10 protein-coding genes are annotated in these 8,642 nt (G+C 67.5%); 5 read left to right on the plus strand and 5 right to left on the minus strand.

Annotation, left to right across the window (positions count from 1 at the left end; translation table 11 throughout):
- Positions 1-30: 30 nt before the first annotated feature.
- A protein-coding gene (locus tag AD72_RS36000; RefSeq protein WP_156365417.1) for an IS5 family transposase occupies positions 31-848 on the minus strand; the annotation gives its coding sequence in 2 pieces (ribosomal slippage) (positions 31-500 and positions 500-848; 819 coding nt in all).
- Between the two features lie 44 nt (positions 849-892).
- Entirely contained in the window at positions 893-1,462 is a 570-nt protein-coding gene (locus AD72_RS29205; RefSeq protein ID WP_031469846.1) for a TetR/AcrR family transcriptional regulator, read from the minus strand.
- A 240-nt stretch (positions 1,463-1,702) separates the two neighbouring features.
- Between AD72_RS29205 and AD72_RS29210 the strand changes: the two genes are divergently transcribed.
- Genes AD72_RS29210 through AD72_RS29220 form a run of 3 tightly spaced genes read left to right on the plus strand, consistent with a single transcriptional unit; the run spans position 1,703 to position 4,984 of the window.
- Complete coding sequence (locus AD72_RS29210; RefSeq protein WP_031469847.1) at positions 1,703-2,626, plus strand: alpha/beta hydrolase; 924 nt, start codon at positions 1,703-1,705, stop codon at positions 2,624-2,626.
- A 20-nt stretch (positions 2,627-2,646) separates the two neighbouring features.
- Complete coding sequence (locus AD72_RS29215) at positions 2,647-4,191, plus strand: acyl-CoA synthetase (protein ID WP_031469848.1); 1,545 nt, start codon at positions 2,647-2,649, stop codon at positions 4,189-4,191.
- The gene (locus AD72_RS29220) at positions 4,142-4,984 is read left to right on the plus strand and encodes an SDR family NAD(P)-dependent oxidoreductase (RefSeq protein ID WP_197285113.1); all 843 of its coding nucleotides are present in this window, start codon (positions 4,142-4,144) and stop codon (positions 4,982-4,984) included. Before AD72_RS29215 ends, AD72_RS29220 begins: the two co-directional genes overlap by 50 nt.
- A 277-nt stretch (positions 4,985-5,261) precedes the next feature.
- Here AD72_RS29220 and AD72_RS29225 read toward each other — a convergent pair whose 3' ends face one another.
- Positions 5,262-5,825, minus strand: coding sequence for an SDR family oxidoreductase (locus AD72_RS29225; RefSeq protein ID WP_197285114.1), 564 nt, complete (start codon positions 5,823-5,825; stop codon positions 5,262-5,264).
- An 8-nt stretch (positions 5,826-5,833) separates the two neighbouring features.
- Complete coding sequence (locus AD72_RS37290) at positions 5,834-5,971, minus strand: hypothetical protein (RefSeq protein WP_197285115.1); 138 nt, start codon at positions 5,969-5,971, stop codon at positions 5,834-5,836.
- Positions 5,972-6,215: 244 nt separating this feature from the next.
- Between AD72_RS37290 and AD72_RS29230 the strand changes: the two genes are divergently transcribed.
- Together AD72_RS29230 and AD72_RS29235 are read left to right on the plus strand one after the other, a co-directional pair.
- A complete protein-coding gene (locus AD72_RS29230; protein WP_031469850.1) occupies positions 6,216-7,301 on the plus strand; it encodes an NAD-dependent epimerase/dehydratase family protein in 1,086 nt (361 codons plus the stop codon).
- A gap of 25 nt (positions 7,302-7,326) precedes the next feature.
- Positions 7,327-8,172: an aldo/keto reductase gene (locus AD72_RS29235; RefSeq protein WP_031469851.1), complete on the plus strand. Its 846-nt coding sequence runs from the start codon at positions 7,327-7,329 to the stop codon at positions 8,170-8,172.
- A gap of 137 nt (positions 8,173-8,309) precedes the next feature.
- On the opposite strand, the gene AD72_RS37770 is transcribed toward AD72_RS29235, so the two are convergent.
- Positions 8,310-8,642 (minus strand): hypothetical protein (locus AD72_RS37770; RefSeq protein WP_231645022.1); only part of this gene is annotated, 333 nt, incomplete at its 5' end.

Genomic DNA, 8,642 nt, shown 5'->3' on the forward strand with positions numbered 1-8,642 from the left:
CATTCTGCAACGAACTCTAAAGAGCGTGTCTCACGTGGTTGATTTGGCCAGCCTCTTGTAGCAGGTCAGCGTGTCGGCGAGGGTGAGGAAGGCGAGGAAGTGCGTGGCCTTGCGGTCGTAGCGGATGTTGAGTCGGTGGTAGCCGAACAGCCAGGCGATCGACCGTTCGATCACCCAGCGGTGTTTGCCGAGTTTCTTGCTGGATTCGATGCCCTTGCGAGCGATGCGGACGCCGATGCCGCGGTCGCGGACCCAGTCGCGCAGCTCTTGCTGGTCGTAGGCTTTGTCGGCATGCAGTTTGGCGGGCTTGCGGCGCCGCGGCTCGCGCCGGGATTTGATGGCGGGGATCGCTTTGACCAGGGGTTTGAGTGCGTAGGCGTCGTTGGTGTTGGCGGCGGAGACGGCCACCGACAGCGGCAGCCCGGCGCGCTCGGACAGGACGTGGATCTTAGAGCCGGTCTTACCCCGGTCGACCGGATTCGGTCCGGTCATGGATCCCCTTTTTTGACCCCGACGGATGCTCCGTCCAGGACCGCGTGGGACCAGTCGATCATGCCTTGGCTGCCGAGTTCGTCGAGGACGGCCCGGTGCAGGCGCCGCCACAAGCCGGCCTCGGTCCACGCGGTGAACCGGCGGTGCGCGGTGGGCACGGTGACCCCGAACGACGGCGGCAGATACCGCCAGGCACAACCGCTGGTCAGGACGAACACGATCGCGGTGAACACCGCCCGATCGTCCACCGGCGCGGTACCACCGCCCTGCGGTCGCGCATCGAACCGCGGGATCAGCGGTTCGGCCAACGCCCACAACTCATCTGGCACCAACCGCCGCGAAAGTTCGTCCACCACAACATGATCACAGAACCAAGGGTAAATCCACGTGAGACCCGCTCTTAGGGCGCTCGGGACAGGGATGCGGCAAGCTCGACCGTGACGTCATCGAACAGTGCCGAGAAGGGTTTCCCTGCGGGGGCGTCGAGCCAACGATTGAACGCGGCCCGAAAAGCCGTCACGCCCACCTCGGCGAGCACCTCGGCAGCATGTTCCGGCGCGCCCCGTTCACGTAGCGCCCGCGTCAGTTCGGTCGCAATCAGCGCGTATTTCGTGCGTTCCCGCTCCTGGAGGTCCGCGCTGGTCTGGATCACCACGCGGCGCCCCGAGGCCGTCGGGACAAGCTGCACCAGCTGGTCGCCAACGTCCCGCAAGGCGGCCACCGTGGCCTCCCATGGCGCGAGGTCGGCGTCAACCGTACGGACGGTGGCGCCGACGGCTTCCGCGAGCTGTTCCGAGCCGGCGAACAACACGTCTCGCTTGTCAGTGAAGTAGCGGGAGAACGTGCGCCGGGTCAGGCCGGCGCGATCGGTGATCTCGGAGACGGTCACGTTCTCGTACCCATGCTCCAGGGACAGCTCGATAGCGGCGTCTCTCAGGCGTTCTTTCGCGCGGGGCATCCAGCGGGGCATTCCGCCACTGTAGCCGATGACGCACTGGGTCATCATCGTGCTAGAGTTACGACTCAGTGGGACATCACCCTCGAGTCGCCGACACAGTGGCTGCCCTGCCCACCACCGCCGCATCCGTGCCAACCGACAACGAATGTCCGACGCTGCCGCTCCAGGCACGCGCTGCATTCGCCGACCAGCGGCGCGGGCCGGGCACCTGCTGCCACTGGGACAGAGCTTCCAGCAGATAGGAGAAACGACATGAGCGACAACGACAAGACCAGCGCAATCAGCCGCGACATCGAGTTCACCTCGGGTGGCGTCACCCTGCGCGGGTGGCTTCGCCGACCCGCCACCGAGGGCCCGCATCCGCTGGTCGTCCTCGGTCACGGGCTGGGCGGGCTGAAAGAGTGGACGATCCCCGACATCGCAGACGCCCTCGTGGCCGACGGCATCGCGGCGCTGACCTTCGACTACCGCAACTGGGGCGACAGCGACGGCCAGCCCCGCGAGGAGATCGACCACACCGGCCGCATCGACGACTGGCAGAACGCGATCAGCTACGTCACCACCCTGGACGAGATCGACCCGGCCCGCATCGGGATCTGGGGCACCAGCCTCGGCGGCCGCGACGTCCTCGCCGTCGCAGCCATCGACTCCCGCGTGCGCTGCGTCCTGTCGCAGGTCCCATTGATCGACTGGACGCCCGAGTTCGTTGCGTTCGCGGCCGGCTTCGGCGACGACCTGGACCGCTACTACCAGACCCTGTCCGACGACCGCCGCAAGCGCGCACTCGGCGGGGAGCCGGAGTACATGCCCTTCGACACCCCCGACGACGCACCGGCCGCCTACGTCGCCGACTACCAGGCGTACACCGCAACCTGGGGCGAGGCGGAGCTGCGCAACTACCGCAACCGCATCACCCTGCAGTCCTACGCCCCGACCGTCCTGCTGGACATGACGCCGTTCATCGAGCGCATCGCACCGAAGCCGCTGCAGATGATCATCGCGGACCAGGACGTGCTTCCCGGACAGCGCGAGGCATTCGCCGCGGCCGGCGAACCGAAATCCCTCATCGAGCTGCCCGGCGGCCACTACTCCCCGTACTACGGCAAGAACAAGGACGCCGCCATCGCCGCGACCCGCGCGTTCTTCGCCGAGCACCTGACCGCGGGCACCCGCTGACCGCAGAAGGGGCACGTCTGATGTACCTGACCCAGTCGCTGCACCGTGCGCTCCAACAGGCGCCGGATGCGCCGTTCACCCTCTGCGGTCCACGCACACGTACGGCCGCGGAATCCGCCGAGCGCGTTGCCCGGCTCGGCGGCGCCCTGCGCGAACTCGGCGTCAAGCCCGGTGACCGCGTGGCGATGCTGGCGTTCAACTCCGACCGCTTCCACGAATACCTCTTGGGCTGCTGGTGGATCGGCGCGGTGGTGAACCCGGTCAACATCCGCTGGGCGCCGCCGGAGATCCGCTACTCCCTCGAGCAGTCCGGCACCCGCATCCTGCTCGTGGACGATGCTTTCCTGCCGACTGCCGAGAAGCTGCGGGGCGATCTCGACACGGTGATCTACTGCGGCGACCAGCAGACACCGGACGGCCTATTGACGTACGAAGCGCTGCTGTCCGCAGCGGATGCCGTCGAGGACGGTCGATACGGCGGCGACACCCTCGCCGGCGTCTTCTACACCGGCGGCACCACCGGCTTCCCCAAGGGCGTGATGCTCAGCCACGCCAACATGATCACCTCGGCGCTGGGCACACAGGCCATGGGGCCGCTGACCGCCCCCGGCCACCGGATGCTGCACGCCGCACCGATGTTTCATCTCGCGGCCCTGGCAGCCTGGAACACCCAGATGCTCGTCGGCGGCTCCCACGTCTTCATCCCCGCCTTCGAGCCCGTCACAGCGATGGAGGCGATCCAGAACGACTACGCGTCGGTGGTCATGCTGCCGCCCGTGATGATCCAAGCCCTGGTCGACCACCCGGACCTGGCAGCGTTCGACCTGTCGGGCCTGAGGACTGTCATCTACGGGGCCTCGCCGATACCCGAGACGCTGCTGAAACGGGCCATGGACGAGCTGCCATCAGCCTCCTTCGTCCAGGGCTACGGAATGACCGAAGTGGCCCCGGTCGCCACCGTGCTCACCGGCGACGACCACCGGCATCACCACAGTGATCGGCTGTCCTCTGCCGGACGGGCCGCACCGCACTGCGAGGTCAAGGTCGTCGACGCGGACGGGAAGGAACTGCCGCGCGGGCAGGTCGGCGAGGTCGTGATCCGGGGCGGGAATGTCATGAGCGGCTACTGGGCCAAGCCCGCCGAGACCGAGGCCGTACTGCGAGACGACTGGTTCCACACCGGCGACGGCGCCTACATGGACCCCGACGGCTACCTGTTCATCGTCGACCGCATCAAGGACATGATCGTCACCGGCGGTGAGAACGTCTACTCGATCGAGGTCGAGAACGCCCTGGCTCAGCATCCCGCCGTCGCCACCTGCGCGGTGATCGGCGTACCCGACGCCACCTACGGCGAGCGGGTCCACGCCGTCGTCGTCCTCACCGACGGCCACACGGCCAGCGCCGATGAACTGCGGGACCACTGCAAGAGGCTGATCGCCGGCTACAAGGCCCCCAGAACAGTCGACTTCGCTGCGCAGCTGCCGCTCTCACCCGCCGGAAAGATCCTTAAGCGTGAACTGCGCGAGCCGCACTGGAAAGGCACCGGCCGCTCCGTCAACTGACGATCCAGTCCACCGAATTCCCCTTCCCCCACTGAGAGGAGCACATCTTGCACGACCGCAACGCCCTGGTCACCGGCGCCGCGTCGGAATCGGCCTTGAGACCGCCCGTCAACTCCACGCGGCCGGCGCCACCGTCACGCTGGTCGACATCAACGCCGACGCCGTACGCAAGCATGCCAGCGACCTCGGCGACCGCGCCCGCGCGTACGTCGCCGACGTCACCGACGAATCTCAGGTCCGAGCTGCTATCCAGGCCGCCACCGCAGCATTCGGGCCCGTCCACACTGCCGTCAACACCACAGGGGGCGGCACCTTCGGCGCCATCGCCGACATCGAACTCAAGGACTGGCAGCGAGACATCGACCTGTGCCTCACCAGCGCATTCCTGGGGGTCAAACACGAAGCACAGCACATGACCGAGGGTGGCGCCATCATCAACATCGCGTCCCTCAACGCCCGCCAGCCAGCAGAGGGCCTAGCCGCCTACTGCGCTGCCAAAGCCGGCGTGGAGATGCTGACGAAGGTCGCCGCAATGGAGCTGGCCCCACGCGGGATCCGAGTCAACACCATCGCTCCCGGGCTGGTGGACACCCCCCGCATGGCCCAGGCCATGCAGACGCCGTTCACGGACGCCGTGATCGGCAACACCCCGCTCGATCGCGCCGGCACCCCCGCCGACATGGCGGCGGTCGTCCTGTTCCTGGCTTCTGCCGATTCCGGGTGGATCACCGGTGACACGCTGCGGGTCGATGGTGGCCTGCACACCAAGCCCTACGTCAGCCCGCACGAATAGGGGCGCCCCCATGACGGGGTCCGTTACTCCGTCGGCGATGTCTCACTGGGTCAGCGCCATGATGACGCAATGGGACATCGCGCGGTATGGTCAGGCACGGCTCGTACGAGGCGGGTGAGTGTGCCTCGTCCGAGCCGCGAGCGGCGCCGCGGCTAGTCGGCGGGACGCGGCGCCGCCGGTACCGAGCGGGCCGGCGGTTTGAGGTCGACCCAGGCCCACCTTGCGGCTTGACCACGAGCCCTCAGCTTCAGACGAACCGCCTTCAAGAAGTTGGCGCTTACTTGAGCACCGACCCGCCATCAACGGCCAGGACGGTGCCCGTGACGTAGGGGTTGCCCATCAGGTACAGGTGGGCCGCCGCAATCTGCTCGGGTTCGCTGACTCGCCCGGTGAGCGTCCCCTCGGCGAGCTGGGCGAACATCGCCTCGCGCTGCGCTTCCGGGATCGCGTCGTACATCGGGGTGCGCACCGTGCCGGGGCGTACGGCGTTGACTCGCACCGGGGCCAGCTCGACCGCCAGGCCGCGAACCAGACCCTCGATCGCGGCCGCGCCTGCGGCGCCGAGGGCCCCGCCCGGTGTGGGGCGCACGGCCATCATTCCGGACGTCAATGCGATGGTGCCACCCGCGCGGATGCGGGTCACCGCATGCTTGACGGAGGCGACAACGCCCCACAGATACACATCGAGGCCGCGGCGTGCCTGGTCGATGTCCACTCCGGCAATGGGCTGCGGCCTGGGGGCTCCGTTCGCCGTATAGACGAGGTGGTCGAACTCGCCGACCCGCTCGAAGAGGGCCGCGATGTCGCTCTCGCGGGTCGCGTCCACCCGCACGGCATCCACGTCACCCGTCAAAGCGCCTGTGCCGCGTCCAGTTGCAGCTGGTCATGGGAGGCGATCGTGACGGCCGCACCGACCTCGGCAGCCGCCTTGGCGGTTGCCAAACCCATCCCGGAGCTACCGCCGATCACGACGACGCGATGTCTCATTGAGTCATCACGTTACCACGTCACGACTCACTGAGTCATAACGCGGGCCCGACGGGTAGGAAGCCAGCTGACCTGCGACTTTCCATCTCGCCATGCCGCAATAGCGCTGCGGGTCGACCATGGAAGTGATGTCCCATTGCGTCGTGAGTGGTATCGTCGAGCGTGATGACGCAATGTGCCATCACTGGGGCGTCGAGACCCGGCCACCCAGAAGCGGCGGGCCACGAGGATGCGGAGGAACCCCATGACAGACACGACCAACGCCACGCGATCCGGCGACGTCTGGATACTGGGCGCCACCGGGCGCATAGGCAGCGCCGTGGCCGCGCGCCTGGCCGCCGAGGGCCTCGATCCGGTGCTGGTCGGCCGCGAGAGCGACCGGCTGCGCAAGGCCGCCGCGGAACTCGGCGCGAAGGTTGTCATCGCCGATGACATCGACACCATGGCGGCCGAGATCAGCCGGCACCGGCCTTCCGTGGTCGTCAACACCATCGGCAAGTACGCCGAGACCGCGACGAGCATTGCCCACGCCTGCCTGCCGGGAGGCCATTACGTGGATCTCGCCGCGGACTTGACCGCTGTGCCCCGCCTGCTCGACCTACGTCAGGAAGCCGCCGCCGCGGACAGCACCCTGGTGACCGGTTCCGGCTTCGGTGTCCTGGCGTCAGAGGCAGTGGTGGTGAAGCTGTGCGAGGGCCGCCCCACCCCGGCCGCTGTGCGCGTCGACGCCCTGTCCTCCGTGGCCAGCGAGGGCGGGGCGATGGGCGCCGCCTACGCCGCCTCCATCGTCGACGCCATCGCCGAAGGCGGACGCGCCTACGCGGGCGGCCGCCTGGTCAAGACCCGCCTGGGCGCCGATCCGCAGCACCTCACGCTGCCCGACGGACAGACGGTCAAGTCGGCGGGAGCCCCCACCGCCGAACTCCTGGCCGCCCACGAGGTGAGCAAAGCGCCGACGGTCACCGTGACCACCGCATTGGCTCCGACCTCGCCGGTCGTACGGGTGGTGCTGCCCCTCGCCGCAAAGTTGCTGTCCATCGGGCCGGTGCGGCGCTTCGTCACCCGGCAGATGGCCGGTGCCAAGATGAAGCTGGCTCCGCGCCCCCGTCGGCACTCCTGGGGCCACGCGGTCATCACCTGGCCGGACGGCACCCGCCGCGAGGGCTGGCTGCGCGCCGACGACGGCATGGACTACACCGCGGCCGCGGCATCCGAGGTCGCCGCGCGGCTCGCCCGGGGCGAGGGTAAGCCCGGCGCCTACACCCCGGCGGCATGCTTCGGCGCTGATGTCGCCGTGGCAGCCGGCGGCACCTTCGTCCTCGACGACTGAACACTCCCGCGAGAGACAGGAATTCATGCGGACCGTAACCCTCAACAACGACGTCGTCATGCCGATCCTCGGCTACGGCGTCTATCAGATCCCCGCCGCCGAGACGGAGATGGCGGTGAGCCAGGCCCTCCGGGCTGGTTACCGGCTTATCGACACCGCCTCCGCCTACCAGAACGAGGAGGCCGTCGGGCGGGCCATCGCCAACAGCGGCATTCCCCGTGAAGAGCTGTTCGTGACCACCAAGTTGTGGATACAGGACACCGGCGAGGACAACACCATCCGTGCCTTCGAGGCGTCCCTGAACCGGCTCGCTCTGGACTATCTCGACCTGTACCTGATCCACGCGCCGCACGGCGACGTCTATAGTGAGTGGCGCGCGATGGAGCGGCTGTACAAAGAGGGCCGCATCCGCGCGATCGGTGTGTCGAACTTCCACCCCGACCGCCTCGTGGACCTGATCACGAATAACGAGATCGTCCCCGCGGTCAATCAGATTGAGACGCATCCCTTCTATCAGCGGATCGAAGATCAGAGCGTCATGCGGGAGCACGGCGTGCAACTCGAGTCCTGGGGACCGTTCGCCGAGGGCAAGCAAGACATCTTTCGCCACCCCTGGCTGGCCCCGATAGCCGAGGCGCACGGCACGTCGATTGCGCAGGTCGTGCTGCGGTGGCTCATCCAACGCGGCATCGTCGCGATCCCCAAGTCCGCCACACCCGGGCGGATCCGCCAGAACGTTGATGTGTTCGGTTTCCAGCTCGCCGTCGACGAGATGGCCGCCATCGCCGGCCTCGACCAGGGTACGTCGCAGTTCTTCGACCACCGCGACCCGGCCATGGTCGCCCAAATCGGCGCCCTTCGCATCGACTGAGCCGGTCCACCCACCCCTGACCACGCCTCGAATGCCACGCCTTCATGCGCACGCCATCCGGCAGTTGCCCGCAGGGCGAGTCGCCCCAATGTGCAAGCTTTTCCCGAGATTGGCGACCTGCAGGTTCTCCGAGCGGTTTATGGGGTTTCTTTGCGGAGCGCGGGTAGTTCACTGAGCGTTGTCTGGGCAGCCGCAACTGCCTGGTCCAGTCCGTCGGGTAGGTTGGGTGGGAGTTGGCTGATCTCGCGACAAATGCGCTCAGCGTCATTCAGGAACAGTTTGATCGCGCCCTGAGGATCCCAGAAGTATGCGTTCACTCGGTGCCCGCGGTTCAGTGCGGCCAGATCGGCGGGTAGGTCTTCTGGTGTCCGCGGGGGGTTGGCACTCCAGTCGGGCGGTTCCATGCCACGTTCCGCCATTTCGTGGTCGATCCTGCGCCGAATCTCATCGACCTTTAGAGATGGTTTCAA

The sequence above is a fragment of the Sciscionella sediminilitoris genome (genome assembly GCF_000737195.2).
GTDB lineage: Bacteria > Actinomycetota > Actinomycetes > Mycobacteriales > Pseudonocardiaceae > Sciscionella > Sciscionella sediminilitoris.